The organism is Edaphobacter paludis, from assembly GCF_039993895.1.
Classification (GTDB): Bacteria; Acidobacteriota; Terriglobia; order Terriglobales; family Acidobacteriaceae; genus Edaphobacter; species Edaphobacter paludis.
On record NZ_CP121194.1, the window covers coordinates 1,885,078 to 1,903,429 of the forward strand.

The 18,352-nt window shown below is 57.4% G+C and carries 16 protein-coding genes; 5 read left to right on the forward strand and 11 right to left on the reverse strand.

Annotation, left to right across the window (positions count from 1 at the left end; translation table 11 throughout):
* Positions 1-14: 14 nt before the first annotated feature.
* Positions 15-1,493 carry an ATP-binding protein gene (locus P4G45_RS07765; RefSeq protein ID WP_348269101.1) on the reverse strand — a complete coding sequence of 493 codons (1,479 nt, stop codon included), beginning with the start codon at positions 1,491-1,493 and terminating at the stop codon, positions 15-17.
* Positions 1,494-1,515: 22 nt separating this feature from the next.
* Complete coding sequence (locus tag P4G45_RS07770) at positions 1,516-3,162, reverse strand: FAD-dependent oxidoreductase (protein WP_348269102.1); 1,647 nt, start codon at positions 3,160-3,162, stop codon at positions 1,516-1,518.
* A gap of 334 nt (positions 3,163-3,496) precedes the next feature.
* Between P4G45_RS07770 and P4G45_RS07775 the strand changes: the two genes are divergently transcribed.
* Positions 3,497-4,153: a response regulator transcription factor gene (locus P4G45_RS07775; protein ID WP_348269103.1), complete on the forward strand. Its 657-nt coding sequence runs from the start codon at positions 3,497-3,499 to the stop codon at positions 4,151-4,153.
* An 11-nt stretch (positions 4,154-4,164) separates the two neighbouring features.
* Here P4G45_RS07775 and pruA read toward each other — a convergent pair whose 3' ends face one another.
* Together pruA and P4G45_RS07785 are read right to left on the reverse strand one after the other, a co-directional pair.
* The gene (gene pruA, locus P4G45_RS07780) at positions 4,165-5,805 is read right to left on the reverse strand and encodes an L-glutamate gamma-semialdehyde dehydrogenase (RefSeq protein ID WP_348269104.1); all 1,641 of its coding nucleotides are present in this window, start codon (positions 5,803-5,805) and stop codon (positions 4,165-4,167) included.
* Positions 5,806-5,864: 59 nt separating this feature from the next.
* Entirely contained in the window at positions 5,865-9,416 is a 3,552-nt protein-coding gene (locus P4G45_RS07785; RefSeq protein ID WP_348269105.1) for a polysaccharide deacetylase family protein, read from the reverse strand.
* 103 nt (positions 9,417-9,519) lie between these two features.
* On the opposite strand from P4G45_RS07785, the gene P4G45_RS07790 reads away from it, so the two are divergent.
* The gene (locus tag P4G45_RS07790) at positions 9,520-10,920 is read left to right on the forward strand and encodes a glycosyltransferase family 39 protein (RefSeq protein ID WP_348269106.1); all 1,401 of its coding nucleotides are present in this window, start codon (positions 9,520-9,522) and stop codon (positions 10,918-10,920) included.
* Here the strand turns inward: P4G45_RS07790 and P4G45_RS07795 are convergent.
* The 3 genes from P4G45_RS07795 to serS form a co-directional block, all read right to left on the reverse strand.
* Positions 10,883-11,599 carry an outer membrane lipoprotein-sorting protein gene (locus P4G45_RS07795; RefSeq protein WP_348269107.1) on the reverse strand — a complete coding sequence of 239 codons (717 nt, stop codon included), beginning with the start codon at positions 11,597-11,599 and terminating at the stop codon, positions 10,883-10,885. The two genes, P4G45_RS07790 and P4G45_RS07795, sit on opposite strands and share 38 nt — an antisense overlap.
* A 68-nt stretch (positions 11,600-11,667) precedes the next feature.
* Positions 11,668-12,048, reverse strand: coding sequence for a hypothetical protein (locus P4G45_RS07800; protein WP_348269108.1), 381 nt, complete (start codon positions 12,046-12,048; stop codon positions 11,668-11,670).
* A gap of 4 nt (positions 12,049-12,052) precedes the next feature.
* A complete protein-coding gene (serS, locus tag P4G45_RS07805) occupies positions 12,053-13,384 on the reverse strand; it encodes a serine--tRNA ligase (protein WP_348269109.1) in 1,332 nt (443 codons plus the stop codon).
* A gap of 327 nt (positions 13,385-13,711) precedes the next feature.
* Here serS and P4G45_RS07810 point away from each other — a divergent pair, with 327 nt between their 5' ends.
* The gene (locus P4G45_RS07810; RefSeq protein ID WP_348269110.1) at positions 13,712-14,011 is read left to right on the forward strand and encodes an STAS domain-containing protein; all 300 of its coding nucleotides are present in this window, start codon (positions 13,712-13,714) and stop codon (positions 14,009-14,011) included.
* 183 nt (positions 14,012-14,194) lie between these two features.
* Here the strand turns inward: P4G45_RS07810 and P4G45_RS07815 are convergent, their stop codons facing one another.
* The 4 genes from P4G45_RS07815 to cyoE all read right to left on the reverse strand — a co-directional run bounded on the left by P4G45_RS07815 (position 14,195) and on the right by cyoE (position 16,503).
* Positions 14,195-14,659, reverse strand: a complete 465-nt coding sequence (locus P4G45_RS07815; RefSeq protein ID WP_348269111.1) for a single-stranded DNA-binding protein — start codon at positions 14,657-14,659, stop codon at positions 14,195-14,197.
* A 71-nt stretch (positions 14,660-14,730) separates the two neighbouring features.
* Entirely contained in the window at positions 14,731-14,958 is a 228-nt protein-coding gene (locus P4G45_RS07820; protein WP_348269112.1) for a hypothetical protein, read from the reverse strand.
* Positions 14,959-14,968: 10 nt separating this feature from the next.
* Complete coding sequence (locus P4G45_RS07825; RefSeq protein ID WP_348269113.1) at positions 14,969-15,547, reverse strand: DUF420 domain-containing protein; 579 nt, start codon at positions 15,545-15,547, stop codon at positions 14,969-14,971.
* Positions 15,547-16,503 (reverse strand): heme o synthase, encoded by a 957-nt coding sequence (gene cyoE / locus P4G45_RS07830; protein ID WP_348269114.1) that lies wholly within the window; start codon positions 16,501-16,503, stop codon positions 15,547-15,549. The genes P4G45_RS07825 and cyoE overlap by 1 nt, the downstream gene beginning before the upstream one ends.
* A gap of 607 nt (positions 16,504-17,110) precedes the next feature.
* Here cyoE and P4G45_RS07835 point away from each other — a divergent pair.
* Together P4G45_RS07835 and P4G45_RS07840 are read left to right on the forward strand one after the other, a co-directional pair.
* Complete coding sequence (locus tag P4G45_RS07835; RefSeq protein WP_348269115.1) at positions 17,111-17,674, forward strand: YdeI/OmpD-associated family protein; 564 nt, start codon at positions 17,111-17,113, stop codon at positions 17,672-17,674.
* Positions 17,675-18,031: 357 nt separating this feature from the next.
* On the forward strand, positions 18,032-18,289 hold the full coding sequence (locus P4G45_RS07840) for a hypothetical protein (RefSeq protein ID WP_348269116.1): 258 nt from the start codon (positions 18,032-18,034) through the stop codon (positions 18,287-18,289).
* Positions 18,290-18,352: the final 63 nt, after the last annotated feature.

The following is an 18,352-nucleotide window of genomic DNA, read 5'->3' on the forward strand; positions in this document are numbered from 1 at the left end:
GTATACGCGTAGCTTTAGCTAGCCTGCTCTGGTGGCTGAATGTTGTCAATGGGAAGCCGAACAACGAACTCAGTGTTGCCGGGTTCGGATGCGAAGCGAATCGTCCCGCCATTCTGCTCCACGATGCGATGAACGATGCCGAGGCCGATGCCTGTACCGACGCCCATGGGTTTGGTTGTATAGAAGGGATCGAAGATGTGCGCCTGGCATTCAGCAGGGATTCCGCTGCCGTTGTCGCTGATGCTGATGCAGATTTCGGGGCGTCCATCATTAAGCGTTTTCTCAATCCACGTACGCACCTTGATCCGGCCATGCGGAGATGCCGCATCAATTGCGTTGTCGAGCAGGTTGGTCCAGATTTGATTGAGACCGGAGCAAATCGCTTGAAACACCGGGAGATCGGCGGCCAGGTTTTTCTCGACCGTAATCTCCTTCTCACGAAACTTGTGGCCAAGGATTACGAGAGTCGCATGGATACTGTTGTTGATGTCGATGGTCTGACGCGGCCCTTTCCCTTCGTAGGCGTAGGACTTCACGGCAAGGACAAGATCGGTGACGCGACCAATGCTCTCTTCGATCGTATTGACGAGTTGCATGCTGGAGACAAGCGCGGCCAGCCAACTTAGAGCGTCGGTGAAAGTGGCGCCGGGAAACTCCTGGCGCGCGCATTTCAACTCCTCAGCATCGATGCCGATCGACACGAGGGTCGGTGCCATCTTCCAGGCGTTCTCGATATTGGCTTGCTCCATCCATTCGGCCAGTGCCTCTTCCGCATCGCTCTGTTCGAGCGAATTCATATGCAGGGGCTGCTTGGATCGAAGCGCGTGTTCCTGCAGATCGAACATACACTGTTTCTGCTGGTGGCTTAGTTCGATACGGCTGAACTTTGCGGTGAGTTCGTGTATGCGCATCAGGTTTTCCCGGAGTTGGGAGGCGGCCCGGCGAGCAGCAGCTCCAGGGTTGTTCAACTCGTGCATCAGGCCCGCGGCGAGGGTGCCGAGCGACGCCATCTTCTCCTGCTGAACAGCAATGCTCTGCAACTTCTGAATCCGCAACGCCATGTTTCCCAGGATGGACTTGCGTACACCCGGGCAGGTCGTCATCAACTTCCAGAAGGCCTCCTCATCGAATTGCAGCAGACGGGATGGCTCCAATGCGCGAACGCTTACGAGATTAGGCGTATTTGAAAGCAACGGCACTTCACCAAATGCTGTTCCGGCCGGAATGGGCGCAAGGCTCATTTCCTTTCCGTCGGCGACTGTTTGCAGCACGCGCAGTTCACCTTCCAGCAAGATCCAGAAGTAATGGGCAACTTCGCCCTGTTTTGCGAGCAGATCGTCTTTTTGTAGAGTGATCTCTTCCGCGCCTTCAAGGCAGCGCAACTCTTCGTCGTTCAAGGTCGAGAGAATGGAGACCGTGCGCAATTTGGCGAAGAGGGCATCGCTTATTGTGGCGGCTGGTGTTGCCTGAACGGATTGGATTAGGTCGCTCATTGTTTGACTGGGAAGTTGCCTTTCAAAGTGTCGCAAGATACTGATGCACAAACTGGATTGCTATCGAACCTTCGCCAACGGCCGAGGCGCATCGCTTGACGGAGTTGTATCGAACATCGCCGGCGACAAAGATACCGGGAATGCTTGTCTCCAGCAAATAAGGTTCGCGGTCGAGCCTCCACGCTCCCGCCGATTTTGCTTTCAGTTCAGGTCCGGCCAGGATGAAGCCCTTACTGTCGCAGGCAAGCTCCTTCGGCAGCCAGTCCGTCTTGGGCGCGGCGCCGATAAAGATGAACAGCGAACTGGCGGCCCGGGCCTCTTCGCCTTGAGGCGTCCTGAGCATGAGGCACTCCAGATGCTCTTCTCCCGACATCGCGATGACCTCGGTCTGAGTCTCGACGATGATGTTGGGCGTGGCCTTGATCTGGTCGATGAGGTACTTCGACATGCTCTTTTCAAGAGAGCCGGCGCGTATCAGCATGTGTACCTTCGAGGCATAGCGGGAAAAGTGCATCGCCGCCTGTCCTGCGGAGTTTGCGCCTCCGATGATGTAGACCTCTTCATCTGCGCAGGACATCGCTTCGGTAAGTGCCGCGCCGTAGTAGACGCCTGCTCCGCTGAGTCTGTCTGAACCCGGGATCTCGAGCTTGCGATAAGACACACCGGTGGCGATGAGACACACATGACAGGTGACCTCGTGGCCATCCTTCATCTGGACGATGTGGTACTGGTTCTCCGAGCGGATGCAGGTGACCTGCTGCAGAAGGAACTCGGCTCCAAGACGGCCTGCCTGCAGAAATGCCCGCTTGGCCAGTTCATCGCCGCTGATGCCGGAAGGGAAGCCGAGATAGTTTTCAATCTTGGAGCTGGAGCCAGCCTGTCCGCCAACCGCATTGGGCTCGACGATCAGGGTGCGCAGACCTTCGGAAGCTCCGTAGACGCCCGCCGCAAGCCCGGCCGGCCCCGCGCCTACGACAACAACATCGTAGAACTCCTGCTGCGCCTGGGTGGGAATGCCGAGCTTCTGTGCCAGGTCGCTCGATGAGGGCTGCACCAACGCAGTTCCATCTCCGAACAGGACGACTGGCAGCTTACCGTCGTCAATCCCTTTTTCCTTGAGCAGAGTAAGGGCATCGGGATGCTGTTCCGGATTGATCCACTGGTAGGGAATACGGTTGCGTGAAAGAAAATCGCGGACAGCGTGGTCCGTCGGTGACCAACGTACACCGATTACACGGATACCTTCAAACGGTGGCTTGTACCCCTGCTTCCAGGCTTCGAGCAAGTCGTCCAATATAGGATAAAGCTTCTCTTCAGGCGGATCCCACGGCTTATTGAGGTAATAATGGATCTTTGCGGCGTTGATCGCGCGGATCGCCGCTTCGGTATCGGCGTAGGCGGTCAGCAGTACCCGCTTGGCGTCGGGGTAGAGCTTGAGGGCCTGTTGCAGGAAGTCGACTCCGGTCATTCCCGGCATCCGTTGGTCGGAGAGGAAGAGGGCGACGGTGTCCTTGCGTTCCAGAAGCTGGCGGCAGATATCGAGCGCGGCGCCGCCCGAGGCAGCACGCACGATACGGTAGCTTTGACCGTAGTGGCGGCGCAGATCCTGAACGACAGCTTCCAGAACGCTGGTGTCGTCATCGATAGCGAGCAGAATTGGCTTAGGCATACCCTAGTTATACTTCGCGGGAATGTTTTCCACATTCCGTATGTATTATTCGATTGTGCCTAATGCCTTGAGGGTTCAGAAACATATCGTATTGATTAGAAAGGCTCATAAATGAATCGATTTGCGCTTGGGACTGTCCGATTAATGGACATTGCCATGCAGGGCGCTCAAGATTGCCGATGAGGACCATACCGGGCGGTAGCATGTGCTGTTGGCGTTTACGACGCTTCGAAGTCGGAAGGCCGTTTTATCAGAAAAATGGAACGCGCAGACCTTATCCACCTCGCAACAGTGGTGAAAATGCTCTGAGTCCCGGGAGGAGACTGAAATACTCATGAATCGACTAATCCTCGCTGACAACCAAGCGATTTTCCGGGCCGGGGCAGCACGTGTGCTTGCATTGGAGGACGATATGCGCATCGTCGCTCAATGCGAAAATGCGGAGAAATTCAGTACTGCGATGGAGATGTTTCGAGGAAGTATTTTGCTCGTAGCTTCAAGTCTGCGGCCGGATTATCCTGCTTTATTCAGTCGTAGCAAGGAACTTGGCAGCCGGATTATCCTGGTGGCGGAAAATGCAGAACAGGTTGCTGACGAACTGTTGGCCCTTTTCGACGGCATTGTCGGACGCAGTGTCGCCGGACCCGAACTTGTCGATTGTGTTCGCCGGGTAGCCAGAGGGCAGCGCTTTGTTCAGCTTGCCAACGTTACTACCATGCAGGTTGCTGACAGTGTTGGCGCGCGTGTCCGTGACCGGTTGACGCCGAAGGAGATGCAGATCGTCGCGCTGATTGTTCAGGGTTGCAAAAACAAGGAGATTGCTGCGCAGCTTGGCACCAAGGAGCAGGTCATCAAGAACTATTTGCGCGGGATCTACGACAAGACCGGTGTCTCGGACCGTTTGGAACTGGCCCTTTTTACGATTCATCACCGTGTTCTGGCGGAGGCCGCTGCCAAGGCGGGAAATCTAATTGAGATGAAGACTGCTTGAGCCAGACCGGGCTACATCCCCATTTGGTCCGATTGCTCTTCCGCTGTGGAACTTGTCTTCGTTATTTTTTCCGCGATGCTCTGGGCCTGAGTGAATAGCAGGAGATAGTCGGGGCCGCCGGCCTTCGAGTCGGTGCCGCTCATGTTGAAGCCGCCGAAGGGATGCGCGCCGACCATCGCTCCCGTGCACTTCCGATTGAGGTAGAGATTGCCGACGTGGAACTCGTTCTGCCCTCTCTCCAGGTTCTCCCGCGAGTTGGAGTAGATTGCTCCGGTGAGGCCGTACTCCGTGTTGTTGGCGATGGCCAGTGCGTCGTCGAAGTTCTTCGACCTAATGACACTCAGCACCGGTCCGAAGATCTCTTCCTGCGCGATGCGGGCGGTGGGCGCCACATCCTTAACTACGGTCGGTGCGATGTAGTAGCCCCCCTCTGGAGTTTCGATGGCCTGGCCGCCATTGATCACGACACCCTCGGTTTTCGCGATGTCGAGGTAGCCGAGGACCTTGCGGTAGGCCTTCTCGCTGATGACGGGACCGGTATAGACGTTCTCCACGGGGTCCCCGGTCTTGATCTCCGCCACCTTTGTCTGTAGCCGGTCGCAGAATGTGTTGTAGACCTCTGCGTCGACGATGGCCCGCGAACAGGCAGAGCACTTCTGGCCATTGAAGCCGAAGGCGCTGGCGAGGACTCCCTGCACGGCTGCGTCGAGGTCGCAGTTATTGTCGACGATGATCGAGTCCTTGCCGCCCATCTCTAGAATCGTTCGCTTGATGAAGTGCTGGCCGGGCTGGGTGCGGGCGGCGCGCTCGTGAATCTGCAAACCGACGGTCTTCGATCCGGTGAAGGCGATGAAGCGGGTCTGCGGGTGCTCAACCAGAGCGCTGCCGAATTCCGCTCCGGAGCCGGGGCAAAGGTTGACGACACCGTCGGGCAGACCCGCCTCTTCGAGCAGGCTGACGAATCTTGCGGCGATAGTGGGCGCGTCCTCCGATGGCTTGAGAATCACCGTGTTGCCGCAGACGATCGCGGCGGCGGTCATTCCCGCCATGATGGCGAAGGGAAAGTTCCACGGCGAGATGACTGCACCTACGCCGAGCGGCAGGTAGCGAAGCTGATTGCGCTCGCCGGGAAACTGGATGGGCGTGGTTGCGCCAGCCAAACGGAGCGCCTCGCGTCCGTAGAACTCCAGAAAGTCGATGGTCTCGCCTACGTCTGCGTCAGCCTCGCCCCAGTTCTTGCCTACTTCGTAGACCAGCCATGCGCAGAACTCAAATTTGCGCTCGCGGATGAGCCCTGCGGCGCGGAAGAGGAGACCGGCCCGGTCGGTTGCCGAGGTCCGACTCCAGCTTACGAAGGCGGTCTGGGCAGCATCGATCGCCTGTTGAACGTGTTCCGTTCCTGCCTTCGAGTGGATGCCGACAACTTGTTTAGGGCGGGCCGGATTGGTCGAAACAATCTTGCTTTCCGTCCGCAGACGCCGGCCTCCGATCACAAGGTCGTACTCGCGTCCAAGCTGATTCTCCACCTCGTCGAGCGCAGATTGCATGAGGCGCTTGTTCAACGCCAGGGTAAAGTCAACAAATGCTTCGTTGACAAACGGGGCCTGAGTCGAACGGGCAGCGGGGGAGAGAACCGGATTCGCGATAGCCATAATGCCGTGATTCTAGCGCGAATGGAGGTCCGATTGGGTAAAGCGATCTTTGAAACGCGTTATGAGCCTGCCTCGGTCAGCTGATCGGTGGATTTGGACATCTTGGCAGTCCGGTCCAGTTTGTCCCAGTTGAAGGGTTTGCCGTCGATGGCGCGCTTGATGGTTTTGAAGAGTACGACCGAGAAGACCTGCCGATAGGTGAAGCGCTGGATCCAGATATGGAAGAGAAGCCAGCCGTCGCCCTTGCTGGCCGGATGCTTGCGTTCGAGCGCAAAGGCGAGCGCGGAGGTGACGAAATCGATCATCAGGAAGGCGAGGAAGAAGACGATCAACTTCTCCAGGCTGGCCGCCGAGGTGGTCTCCGGATGGAAGTGTTTGTCGATGTAGTAGGTCACCACGCCGACGACAAACATCAAGTCAATCAGCGGCGAGACGAGCGGCAGCAGAATCTGGAAGACGAGAGTATTGGGCAGCGCAAAGAAGCCAAGCGCTTTGTGTTTGGTGAATGCGCCGCGGTGCTTCCAGATGGCCTGAAGGATACCGAAGGACCAGCGGAAGCGCTGGCGCATGAGGCCGTCCGCCGTCACCGGCGCCTCGGTGAATGCCAACGCCGCATCCTCGTATATGGAAGAGTAGCCCTGTTCGAGGATGTTCATGGTCAGGTCAGCGTCTTCGGCGACGGTATTGGAGTGATAGCCGCCGCCGGCTTTGACGATTGAGGTGCGCCATGCGCCGATGGCTCCCGGAACCACGGTGACCACATCGAAGAGGTCGAGGGCGCGGCGCTCGAAGTTCTGGCTGGTGATGTACTCGAGCGCCTGCCAGCGGGTCCACAGGTTGACCTTGTTGCCTACCTTGGCATTGCCGGCGACAGCTCCAATCTTCGGGTTAGCAAAGTTCGGGACAAGCCTGGCGATGGCATCATGAGCGATGACCGTATCGGCGTCGATGCCGACGTAGATCTCCTCGTCGATGTACGGAAGCGCAAAGTTGAGCGCCTCGGCTTTGCCCGCGTTCGGCTTGGTCATGATAGTCAGGCGTCCGGAGGCGATGTCAGCCGGGTAGGCGGCTCGGGCGACATCGTAGGTTTTGTCGGTGGAGCCGTCGTCCACGACGATGATGCGCAGATTCTTATAGGTGGACATCATGACGGACCGAATGGTCCGCACGATGACCGTCTCTTCGTTGTAGGCGGGTATGACGACCGCGACCTTGGGCAGATACTCCGGCGTGGCGTAGTTCTTTCGCTTGCGCAGGCGGTCGATGACCGCGCAGATGCCCATAATGATGAGCCGCGCGCTCATCAGGATGTCGCCAACGAAGAAGACGCCGACGATGAAGTTGTTAAAGAAGCCGACGACGAAGAAGGTGATGGAGTCGGCACGGGCCAGCCAGCGCTGACGTGGCGTGAGCGGGGGCATGACCTCGGCTCGGGTCTTGCCTATTAGATCTGATACGTTGACGATCTTGTACCCGTGCGCACGCAGGGCCTCGATCAGCTTGGGAAGAGCGGCTACGGTTGCCGACCGGTCTCCGCCGCCATCATGCAGAAGGATGACAGAGCCCTTGGTCCAGGGGCGGGCCTGCATGTCGTTAATCTGCTGGAAGACGCTGTCGATGATCTCCTGGGGAGATTTGCGCGGGTGCTCGTCCCAGTCGTTGGTATCGATCTTGTTGCCGAGAATGACGTAGCCCAAGCTCTGAATACGGTCGACAGGCGCGGCCTGGTCGTTGGTGTCGGGCTCTTGATCGATGGAGTAGGGCGGTCGGAAATAGAGGGGCTGAACGCCAAGTTTGGAGGCGAAAAGCCGCTCGGTCAGGTTCAGTTGCAGGTCGACCTGCGCGTTGGAGATATCGCTGATATCTGGGTGAGTGAAGGTATGGTTGCCGATCTCGTGGCCTTCGCGATAGACCCGCTGCATGACGCCGACGTTATTTTCGGCGACCTCGCCGATCATAAGGAAGGTGGCGTGAACGCCATAGCGCTTCAGGATATCGAGGATCTTCGGCGTCCACTGCGGATCCGGGCCATCGTCGAAGCTGAGCGCCACTTCGTTGGGATGGTAGCCGTACTGCTGGATCGTGTAAGAGAGGGGCAACGAGTCCATCGTCTCGTCGGTGATGGAGCGATAGTTCAAGGGGATCGAGGCGTCATCGTCCAGGGTCATGGTGCGCTGACCGTTCTGGGGTTTGCGAGTTATGCGCAGGATGTCGCCGTCGCCCTCGGTGTCGACGTCGTAGCCGGGTTCGACGGTCGCGAGATCTTTGAGCGGATCGCCCTTGGTCGGATTGTCCCAGATCTTCCACAGGGAGTTGTCTTCTGAGCCGAGCCGCCATAGGGCGAAGGTCTCGAGGCCAAGGGCGCGGGCAGCACGCATCTCGTTCAGGACGGTGACTGCATCGAGGAACCAGACCTGATGACGAACGTGGGCGTCTTCGTCATCGTAGGCAAAGTGGGCATTGAGAGAGTTGTCATCGAGATCGATGTCGGAGCCCGAGTCGTATGCCTCCTGCCATGCCTCCTGCGTAGAGAGGTTCTGCGAGGTCAGCACCTTGGGGGGTGGCTGCTTTTTAGACTTGGCCTGTTTTCCGGATGACGCCGGCGGCATTGCGAGCGACCAGTCGTAGCCGTAGCTGCCGATGGCGCAGATGATCTTCTGCTTGGGAACGATCTTGAGGACGTTCTTCAGGTTGTCGATGAACCAGTCTTGTGGGGCGATAGGGCCGGGGCCGCTATCGGTCTGGTGGAGGTCATAGTTCATCAGCAGCAGACCGTCGGAGTGGTCGGCGATGTACTTCAGATTGAAGTCATCGTCGCCGACGGGGGTGTTCACGTAGAGGCGGAGATGACGCTGTTGGAAATCGCTGTAGATAGCGGCAATGAGAGAGTTGTAGCCGGGCTGCGCGTCAGAGGGAATCTCTTCGAAGTCGAGCGAGAGGCCGTGATAATTCGGATTGGCGGCGAAGAAGGTATCGAGCTGCTTGAGGAAGTTGGCGCGGGCAGAGTCGTCTTCGAGGAAATCCCCGATGGAGGGCAGAAAGACGCCCTTGACCGGATCGTAGTTGTTGACGAGCGGGAAGACTTCAGTATCGACGTGATTTTCCGCGATGGTGCGGGCGACCTTGAACTCCTGATCAACGGAGTGGACTCCGCCGCTATCGACGACCTGAAAGGGGCGGTTGTCGATAGTGAAGGAGGTTAGATTTCCGTCAGGCGTAACGACGTGCAACCACTCGGGAAAGAGGAGGTCGACCTGTTTGATGTGCTGCTTGAGCGAGGAGTAGCTGGCTGGATCCCACTCGACATAGTAGGCAGCACGAAGACCTTCACCGGAGTTCAGCGTGACGTCGGAGGGCTTAAGGTCGGTCTTTCGATGCGGAGAAAGGCGAAGCTTCTGGCCGGGCTTCAGTACCGGCTTACGCGGATTGGTGAGCGTGCGGTAGTTGCGTTTCTGGGTCTGGAAGGACAGCTCGGGCAACGGTTTCGTGCGCAGCAAGCCCACAAGAAACACGGTGATCAGCAGAAATCCCAGAAGGGCGAGGATGTCGAGAATTCGACGCAGCCTCTTCCAGCGTTTTCGTAGCGGATCGTAGAAAATTTGTTTGTTCATTTGGGAGGGCTGGCGGCGTAAGCGGCTATTTCAATCGTATGCAGGGATACGGTTTGAGTCAATGCCTCGGAATGAGGGCATCATCCAAGTATGATTCACATACATGACTCGTAGAAGACGACTGGTATGGCTGTGGGTGGCGCTGCCGCTGATGTTGGGGTTTGCCCTGCGGCTGTGGTTCATCGCCCATCTGGCGCGAATCGATGGCGACACGCTGCTGTATGGTGACATCGCCAAGAACTGGCTGGAGCATGGCGTCTATGGATTCACACAAGTGGGCGTGATGCCGCGGGCGACACTGATTCGGTTGCCAGGCTATCCGCTCTTTCTGGCGACGTGTTTTCGTGTCTTCGGAATGGAGCACTATACGGCTGTGATGGTGGTGCAGAGCATCATCGACCTGTTGACATGCCTTGTAGTGAGTGCGCTAGCTGGGCGTTTGTTCGGACGTCGCGCTGCGGTGGTCGCGCTGTGGCTTGCTGCGCTCTGTCCTTTTACGGCGAACTATGTTGCCGCTCCGTTGACGGAGACTCTTAGTTTGACCTGTGTTGCGCTTGCCTTCTATGGGCTGGAGCGCTGGCGGACGACCTCGCATGGGCCGAACCGATGGCTCTGGTTGATTACTTTTGCGCTTGCTTATGCGGTTCTGCTAAGGCCGGAGCAGGGGCTGCTTGCAGTTGCGGTGCTTGCTGCGATGGTCTGGCTGGCCTGGGTTCCCGGGCGCGGTGTGAGTTCGGTCTGGCCAGTGGCTCTGGCGGCTGTATGCATGGTGCTTCCGCTGGCTCCTTGGACGGTGCGGAATTGGGAGACGTTTCATGTGATACAGCCGCTGGCTCCTCGCTATGCCACCGATCCGGGAGAGCTGGTGCCGCTGGGCTTTCAGCGATGGTATCGAAGCTGGGGCATCGAATTTGCTTCGACCGAAGCTGTCTATTGGAACTACGATGATGCTGGGATCGACATTGGGGATGTGCCGTCGCGGGCCTTCGATTCAGAGGCGCAATATGAGCGTACCAATGCGCTGCTGAACGACTATAACCAGACCGACAATGCCACCCCTGCTATTGACGCGCAATTTGGGAAGCTTGCGGAAGAACGGATTCAGGACGATCCGGTCCGATACTATGTTGCATTGCCGGTGGCCCGCCTGCTGGACATGGCGCTGCGGCCCCGGACCGAGATGATGCCGATTCCACTGAACTGGTGGCGCTGGGCGCATCCGGCGAAGAGCTTATTTGCTTATGGCTATGCGGGGTTGAATCTTGCCTATCTCGTGCTGGGCGGCGTTGGGTTCTGGCTTTGGCACCGGCGCAAATGGAATGGAAATCCCGCGCTGGCATGGTCGATGATGGGGTTTGTGATCCTGCGGTGCGCTGTGCTGCTGACGCTCGATAACTCGGAGCCGCGCTATACGCTGGAGTTCTTCCCCGTGATCTTTGTCTGGTCGGCGATGGTGTTTTCGCGGCCTAGCGCCGATCGACTGTCGTCTTCTTGTCGGTCTTGATGGCGAAGGGCTTCGTATTAACAGGCTGGTTGTAGCGGATGTTTGTGAAGTAAGTGGTGCGCTCGTCTTCCGACGGTGTAAAGAACTGCTGCTTCAAGGAAATGCCGCGCGCCGGATCGACCCAGATGATGACGTGGGTAAACATGTTGCGCACGTTGGGGTCTTTCGAAACGAGATTGAGCTTGGTCGTGGTCACCATTTTGGAGCCGTCGTTGATGGGTTCGGTGCCTTGATCGGTGATGTCCCAGGCTTTGGCGAGATCGGTGCCGCTGCCGCCGAAGCCGAGAGTGAGGAAGCTCTCATACTGTGCCTGCTTGTTTCCCGCGCTCATAACGGTAAGGTGATCGGAGCCGGGATCGAAGAGTTGCAGGCTGCCATTTTTATACTCGATGACCTTCGCAGTCGGGGGATTGATCTTCGCGCCCATCTGCAAGGTAGAGCTGTTTTTGAGGAAGTAGATGGTGCCGTTCTGGGTGGTCGTCTCTTTGACGACGCGCTCGTAGATGTCCCATCGGAAGTCGGCCTCTGCCGATTTGAACTTTGTGCTTGCCTGATCCATCTGATGGAGGACGGTGTTCAGGTCTGCGGGCTTGCTTTGAGCGAATGAGGAAACCGGAGTGATAAGAAGCGCGGCGGCAGGAATGAGAAGCGTTGCGGCTACACGGCGGAAAATCTGCATTCGTTTTATTACTCCCGTTGATTGGATGAGTCGTGTTGCGTTGAGGATACTTGCGGATGATTTCGACGCTAGCGAAGCACCCAGGCGTTGTAGGCGATGGTCTTGCCCTGGGCGTCGTGAACGGCCTCGTAGCGCTCCAGCGTGACGCCGCCCGAGATGGGTTCGATCACGCGGAGAATGGCAGCCTGACGGTCGCTGTCGGTAGCCGCTCCGTGCATGTCTTCGGCACGGATCTGATAAACGAAGAGGTTGCCTTCCTCGTTGCTTCCCGCCGCCTTTACGAGGACTTCGCTCGATTGCAAAGCGACAGTTTCGACCGGCTTGTCTTTGAAATCGATGAATCTTGGCCCGACGAAGAGGAAGAGCAGGATCAGGGTCACCATGACGTCGTAGTGGAAGCTGCCGCGCTCGTAGGTCCAGAAGAGATAGTTGCGAAGAAGTTTAATCATCGCGTCAGCTCCTGCCTTGCTGTTTGCCGATGACTGTATCACCGTTCATATATGGGACGAGCGCTTCGGGGACTCGGATGGTGCCGTCGGCCTGCTGGTAGTTTTCGAGGATGGCAAGATAGGTGCGTCCTACGGCGAGGCCGCTGCCGTTCAGCGTGTGAAGAAATTCACCTTTCTTGGCACCGGTCGGACGGTATTTAATGTTGGCGCGCCTCGCCTGGAAGGCCTCAAAGTTAGAGCAGGAGGAGATCTCACGGTAAAGATTCTGGCCGGGGAGCCAGACTTCGAGATCGTAGGTCTTGGCCGAAGAGAAGCCCATGTCGCCGGTGCAGAGCAGCATGCGGCGGTAGGGAAGACCGAGGCGTTCCAGCACAGTCTCGGCGTGGCGGGTGAGGCGCTCGTGCTCTGCGTTGGAGTTCTCGGGCTTGGCGAACTTGACCAGCTCGACCTTCTGAAACTGGTGCTGGCGGATCATGCCGCGAACGTCTTTTCCATAGCTGCCGGCCTCGCTGCGGAAGCAGGGAGTGTAGGCGCAGAAGGAGATGGGGAGCTGCGCCTCGTCGAGGGTCTCGTCGCGAAAGAGGTTGGTGACCGGGACTTCGGCGGTCGGGATAAGCCAGTGGTCGGAGTCCTGATATTGGCCCGGTTCGTAGGGGCGATCCTTGTCTTCGCAGTGAAAGAGGTCTTCGGCGAACTTGGGAAGCTGGCCGGTGCCGAAGAGCGACTTCGAGTTGACCATGTAGGGCGGGAGGACTTCGGTGTAGCCGTGCTCGCGCGTGTGGAGGTCGAGCATGAAGTTGGCGAGGGCGCGTTCGAGGCGCGCTCCCTGGCCGAAGTGGACGACGAAGCGTGAGCCGGAGATCTTGGCGGCGCGGTTGAAGTCGAGGATGCCGAGGGCCTCGCCCAACTCCCAGTGAGGCTTGGCGGGGAAGTCGAAGGCGGGCTGTTCGCCCCAGGTCTTTTCGATGCGGTTGTCGTGCTCGGACTTGCCGAGGGGAACGTCATCCTGCGGCAGGTTGGGCAGGGTCTGCATCATCTCGCGCAAGCGCTCGTCGGCTGCTGTTGCCGTGGCTTCGAGGGATTCAGCTTCGGCTTTGAGAGTGCGCGTCTGCTCGGTCTGAGCGGTGGCGTCCGAGCCTGCCCGGCGGAGGGCGGCGATCTCTTCGGTGAGCTTGTTGCGCTGGGCCTTCAGCGTCTCGACGCGGGTGATGGCATCGCGGCGTTGCTGGTCAGTTTCGGCGAAATTGCCAAGCGCGACGGCGGGATCCATGCCCCGGGCGCGCAGTTTTTCCTCCACAAGGGGCAGGTTTGCCCGCATAAACCCTAGATCAATCATTGAGAACCATTTTAGCGTCTCGGCTGGAAAAGAGTGGCGCAGGAGAAGCAGGTTTCTCCTCCGTGAGCGAGATGACGACCTTTGGTGAAGGAGGAAACAGGTAATTCAACATCGTGGAATACAAATCTACCGGGTATCCCGCTCTGGTATCCAAACAACGAGGTCGTCCATGCGCGCCGGGTCGAGAGCATTCAGCAGCGTGGCTCGGGAAGCTGTGTGAGAATATTCATTACGTTGTAATAAATGATTTGATTACTGATCTCTATACTCCAGGGTATGCAAGATCGAGAATTGACGTATAGCTCCTGCGATGGCGCTAAAGACGGCATGCTTATCCTGACTCTGAATGGACCGTTGTTGCTCGGCAACCTGTTTGACTTTCAGAGTTTGCTTAGAGGATTGAAACCGTCCTGTTTGATTCTTGATCTGACCAATGTTCCCTATATGGATTCGGCGGGGCTCGGTGTGCTGATGAATTACTACGTTTCGGCACAGAACAATCACCGCGAATTTCTTATCGCGGGAGTGAACGAAAGAGTTCAGGCACTGCTTGAAATGACGAAAGTAGACCAGATTCTCAAGACCTATCCGTCAGTGGAATCGGCAGAGGCTGCCTCGCAGTTATAGGTCTTCCACGCTCAGGCAGATCGCCCGAGATTCGGGTAGTTGTATCGGAATTGAATTTTCAGATACAGAGTGCCAAGATCGAAATCTTTTATTTCTATATTGCTGGGGGAGGAGCGGCCTGCCTCTCCTCCCCCAGTTTAAGCCCTCTATGTCAAGTAAATAAACCGAAATCCAAGACCGATTCTAGAAGGGGATGTCGTCGTCGGTGATGCCTTGGTCTGCGTAGTCGGGTTGAGATGCAGGCGTGCGCTGATCGTAGCTGGCGGTGTTTGATTTGGTGTAGCCCCCGCCTCCTTCGCTGCCGCCTTCTCCTTTTCCAGAGAGGAGGGAGAGATCGCTGACGATGATTTCGGTCTTATATTTCTTCTGGCCTGTGGCCTTGTCGTCCCAGGACGAGGTCTGCAGTCGACCTTCGACGTAGAGCTTATTACCCTTCTTGACGTAGTCGCGGACTATCTCGGCAGTGCGCTGGAAGGCGACTAGGTTATGCCATTCGGTTTTGTCGGTGTACTGGCCGTCCTGACCTTTGATGCGGTCGGTGGTGGCGATAGAGAAGTTGGCGACCGTCATGCCGCCGGCGGTCGCACGGATCTCGGGATCTTTGCCGACATTGCCAAGAAGGATGACTTTATTAACGCTCTTTGCCATAAGGGATGCTCCGGTTCATTACTGGTTTTGAAGGTTGAGGATAGCAGATGAGGATGCGTTTTTCAGCAGCCTCATTGGCGGCGGTGGTCGCCCATGACTTTCGCGACGGCGAGGATGAGGGTCAACAGGCCGGTGGGGAGGCAGCCCATGGCCAGCATCAGTGCGAGCCAGCCCGCGTCGGTGTGCGGACCCTGATGGCTGACGCCGCCGAAGAGCGTGATGGTCAGCAGGGCCGCAAGGATTCCTGTCGAGAAGATGCCGATGCCGGAGCGGAGAAGCGTGCGTGTGTCTGGTTGCATAGGGGTTGGCTCAGTGAATCAGGGATTGCATGGCGTAGACGATGACTCCGGTGACGGAGACATAGAGCCAGATCGGGAAGGTGTAGCGGGCGATGCGTTTGTGGGCAGGGAAGCGGCCGGTCAGCGAGAGGAAGAAGGTAATCAGGATGAGCGGGAGCGCGATGGTAGAGAGAATGATGTGGGAGGCGAGGAGTTTCCAATAGAAGGGCCACCACGCGCTGAGACGGTTGAAGCGGGTTTCGCCGTGGAGGGCGAAATTCACCAGATAAGAGCCAAGAAAGATAGTGGAGAAGAAAAATGCCGTGAACATGGCGGCGCGGTGCTGCGGGATGCGTCGGCTGCGAATGAAGCGGTAGCCGAAGAGCAGCGCGATGGTGGAGAGCGCGTTCAGGACGGCGTTGACCAGAGGCAGCGAGTGGAGATGAGTCCTGCCAACGTCAGTTGGAGTGTGGAAGTAGACGAGCCAGCAGATGAAGGCGCTGGCCAGAACGCTGACAGCGATGATAATGGCGATGGTCGCGGGCGGCGTGCGCAGATCGTTGCTGGTAGAGAGTGTGCTTTGTGTCGTCGTTGGAGTCGGGGTCGTCATTAGAAGAGCAGGCGTCCTTGCGCGTTCAACATCAGCGCGGCCATCAGCAGTGGCAGATAAATGATCGAGGCGTGAAGAAGATCGCGGGCGTAGCGGCGCGATTCGTCGGCGAGCGGATTGCGGGTGATGCGGGCGAAGCGGATGGTGTAGAAGAGATATCCGGCGCTGAGAATGCTTGCGGCGATGGCGTAAGGAATTCCTGTAATGCCGAGCCAGGTCGGCCAGACACTGACTGGAATCATCAGGACGGCGTAGAAAAGCGACTGAATGACGGTGCTGCGCGCGGCGTCCTGCGCGTCGGGCTGGGTGGGAGTGAGGCGAATTCCGGCGCGGGCGTAGTCTTCGCGGTACATCCAGCCGATGGCCATGAAGTGCGGGAACTGCCAGATGAAGAGGATGGCGAAGAGCGCGACGCCGGGCCACTCGATGATTCCGCGAGCTGCGGTCCAGCCGATGAGCGGCGGAAGCGCTCCGGGAAAGGCTCCGATGAAGGTGTTGATGACGGTGAAGCGCTTGAGCGGCGTGTAGATGCCGACGTACAGAATCGCGGTGAGGAGGGTCAGAGTTCCGGTTAATAAATTTGTTGTGTAGGCGAGATAGAGCGAGCCGAGAAAGACGGCGGCGAATCCGAGGATCAGGCCGTGAGCAAGGCCGATGCGTCCGGCAGCCATGGGACGGCTGGCGGTGCGGCGCATGAGATGGTCGGTGCGGCGCTCGAGAGCCTGATTGAGCGCTGCCGATCCACAGGTGACGACCGCAATTCCGGCGATGGCTTCGATGAGACCGGCGTGGAAGGGGCTGATCCCGCTGTGCAGGCTGCCGAGATAGAAGCCCGCTCCGGCAGTGATGACGACCATGGCGGAGACGCGGAGCTTGAAGAGGGTGGCGTAATCGCTGAGCAGGGTGTGTGGCTTCGCCGGGGCGAGGACTTGATCGGTTGTCGCGGAGGTGGCCACGTTCTTAGGATACAGCGGATAACGCGGATTGTTTGCGCGATAGATTTTCAGGTGCGGCTGGGCGGAATTGAGAATCTATCGGCAGGCTCAGTAAATTTCTGGATGGCTTGGCTTCTCCTCCGGCTTCCTCCCTTCTCTCTTGATCCGGGTATACCCCCCCTGTACTTTTGGTCTCAAAGTCTTGCATCTAAACAGCTTATTTTGCAAAGTCTTCATTCTAAAGATGTTGCTTGTAAGTCATTCATTTGAATGATGTTGGAGTTCTTAAAAAAGAGAAGCCCCGGTTATTGGACCGGGCCTTTTCAACCTGCTTCTATTCTATTGGATCGGTGGAAACTGTTTTGCAATTTAAAACAAGTTTATCTTCTTTGTTTTGTTTAGGTTGCAAAAAAGTGGGTCTTGACAGGTTGCCTAAATCGGAGTTGCTGTTGGTGTGGAGGAAGGCAACCGCAGATTCCCTTCGGGAATGACAAGCAAGAGGCACGTCCGACTCTACGCGAACTGCTACTTTGCTCTAGCGGATGCCGCTCCGTTGGATTATCAACCACACAATAACTGCCGAGTTGCCGGTTAGCATTGTCTGGACAGAATGGATGGTGCGATGGAGATGGCTTATCGAGAGCGCTGGACGAAAGAGATTGTGGAGATGCGACGGTTGCTTGCCGAGTTCGCCATGAAGGAAGAGTGCAAGTGGGGAAAGCCCACCTACACCGTGAACGGAAATAATGTTGTCATCCTGCAAGGGTTTAAAGAATTCTTTGCCTTGGGGTTCTTTCAAGGAGCGTTGCTGAAGGATCCAAAGAAACTTCTAGTGCAATTGGGGCAGACGCAGGCGGGACGAGTGATGAAGTTCGCCGTTGCCGAGGAGATCATTTCCAAGGCTGCGACGATCAGAGCTTACGTGCGTGAGGCGATGGCCATTGAGAAGGCCGGTCTGCGGGTGGAGAGGAAGAAGACCGAGGATTTTCCGGTACCGGAGGAGTTGAAGGCAAAGTTCCAGAGCGATCCGCGGTTCAAGAAAGCTTTCCTTGCATTGACGCCAGGGCGCCAACGGGGATATTTGTACCACTTCGCTGCGGCGAAACAGGGGTCGACGCGAGTGGCTCGGATAGAAAAGGCTATGCCGGCGATTCTCGCCGGACGTGGATTTCTAGAGCGCCCCAAGAGGTAGCTCGGCCTTATTTCCCCCTTCCCAGCGCGTACGTGGGGGCCCAAAGCTTGCGGGCTCCGAGGATAGTGCTCGACGTGGTTAGGGATTGAACCTCAGCAATACTCGTGGATGCCACATCCAACCCCGAGATGGAAGCGGGCCTCTAAGTAATCGCTGTGAAGTTTTTTAGGAGGCAATATCTCTTCAAATTTAGGTCGACTCGTTGTTACACTCGCGTCCTGCGGAATTCTCTGCGCAGGGCAGGCATTTGGCCAGCCGAACCAAACGTGCAAGCTTCAAGATCTCAACGGCACGTACGGATTCACCCTGCAGGGTAACAACCTTGCTCGTGGTGTGGGCTACATCGTCGCCGGGGTCTTGACGTCCGACGGAAGTGGCAACATCACCGGTTCAGGAAAGCAGACCGTCGGAGGGCAGGTCTCTGACGCGCAGTTCACTGGCACTTACCAGATCAATGCGGATTGCACCGGCACAACTCATCTGCAATTTACCGGAGGCGTTCAATCAGATCTGTTTTTTGTTCTCGTCCAGGATGGCCAAGAGGCCATGATGCTCTACGAAGGACCTGGTGTGCTGGAGAGCGGCAACGCCAAGCGAGTACACACTAAGCCTTGATCGAGCAGGGAAATGTAAGATTCCCTGTTGTTCGGGTCCGATGTCCCTGACCGGACTAGGACC

Coding starts and splice junctions, on each gene's coding strand:
- P4G45_RS07800 (WP_348269108.1), bottom strand. CDS start 12,048: ATGATTAAACTTCTTCGCAACTATCTCTTCTGGACCTACGAGCGCGGC.
- P4G45_RS07765 (WP_348269101.1), bottom strand. CDS start 1,493: ATGAGCGACCTAATCCAATCCGTTCAGGCAACACCAGCCGCCACAATA.
- P4G45_RS07820 (WP_348269112.1), bottom strand. CDS start 14,958: ATGCAACCAGACACACGCACGCTTCTCCGCTCCGGCATCGGCATCTTC.
- serS (WP_348269109.1), bottom strand. CDS start 13,384: ATGATTGATCTAGGGTTTATGCGGGCAAACCTGCCCCTTGTGGAGGAA.
- P4G45_RS07785 (WP_348269105.1), bottom strand. CDS start 9,416: ATGAACAAACAAATTTTCTACGATCCGCTACGAAAACGCTGGAAGAGG.
- pruA (WP_348269104.1), bottom strand. CDS start 5,805: ATGGCTATCGCGAATCCGGTTCTCTCCCCCGCTGCCCGTTCGACTCAG.
- P4G45_RS07790 (WP_348269106.1), top strand. CDS start 9,520: ATGACTCGTAGAAGACGACTGGTATGGCTGTGGGTGGCGCTGCCGCTG.
- P4G45_RS07825 (WP_348269113.1), bottom strand. CDS start 15,547: ATGACGACCCCGACTCCAACGACGACACAAAGCACACTCTCTACCAGC.
- P4G45_RS07775 (WP_348269103.1), top strand. CDS start 3,497: ATGAATCGACTAATCCTCGCTGACAACCAAGCGATTTTCCGGGCCGGG.
- P4G45_RS07770 (WP_348269102.1), bottom strand. CDS start 3,162: ATGCCTAAGCCAATTCTGCTCGCTATCGATGACGACACCAGCGTTCTG.
- P4G45_RS07835 (WP_348269115.1), top strand. CDS start 17,111: ATGGCTTATCGAGAGCGCTGGACGAAAGAGATTGTGGAGATGCGACGG.
- P4G45_RS07815 (WP_348269111.1), bottom strand. CDS start 14,659: ATGGCAAAGAGCGTTAATAAAGTCATCCTTCTTGGCAATGTCGGCAAA.
- P4G45_RS07795 (WP_348269107.1), bottom strand. CDS start 11,599: ATGCAGATTTTCCGCCGTGTAGCCGCAACGCTTCTCATTCCTGCCGCC.
- P4G45_RS07810 (WP_348269110.1), top strand. CDS start 13,712: ATGCTTATCCTGACTCTGAATGGACCGTTGTTGCTCGGCAACCTGTTT.